This is a genomic window from Streptomyces sp. LS1784, from assembly GCF_020103755.1.
Lineage (GTDB): Bacteria > Actinomycetota > Actinomycetes > Streptomycetales > Streptomycetaceae > Kitasatospora.
Window position 1 is genome coordinate 1 of sequence record NZ_JAHSQD010001235.1, and the last position, 692, is coordinate 692.

1 protein-coding gene is annotated in these 692 nt (G+C 79.8%); it reads right to left on the bottom strand.

Going from position 1 to position 692, the window contains the following annotated elements:
• Positions 1–288 precede the first annotated feature (288 nt).
• Positions 289–692: type II secretion system F family protein (locus KS423_RS46735; protein WP_374120205.1), on the bottom strand; the 404-nt coding region annotated here is incomplete at its 5' end.

Sequence of the window (692 nt, forward strand, 5' to 3'; positions counted from 1 at the left end):
GGGCCGACCACCGGTGGACGCCCAGCGCCAGCAGCGCCCCGACGGTCAGTCCGGCCCCGCCACCGAGCAGCGCCACCGCCGCGAGCCCGGCGGCAGCCGCCGTCACCACCCGTCGTCGACGCCCAGCGCCCAAGGGCGTCAGCCCGGTTCGCTTCCCCTTCCTCTCCCGCCCCCGGGCCGCCGCCCGGGGGAACACCCGTCGGCGCCTCGCCCGGCCACGCACCGACGTCCACACCACCGCGGCCGCAACCGCCGGGAGGACGACCGCCGCCCACTCGGTGCCCCGCATCACCTCGCCCCCGTTCCCACCCCGAGTGCCCGTGCCCGCACCCGTGACAGCCCGCAGTTCCGTTCGCCCACCCGAGGAGCGGGCACCGAACGGCCGGGGGCCCGACACCACTCGCCCCGCCCCGGAGGCACTTCCAGGGCGCCGTGGGCCGCCGCCCGGACGATGCGCGCCGTCCAGAGCACGCCCAGCCCCTCCAGGGCCGCCCCCGCCACGAGGCAGCCCAGTCCGGCCGGCGTGTGCAGCAGGACCTCCAGCGGGCGGGCCCCGAGCGCCGCGCCGAGGAGCAGCCCGACGCCCGGCAGCGCGGCCAGGACGGCGATCGTCGTACGCGGCCCGGCCAGTTCCCCGGCGATCTCCTCCGCGAGCGCCCGCTCGCCGCGCAGCGCCTCCGCGACCCGGTCCA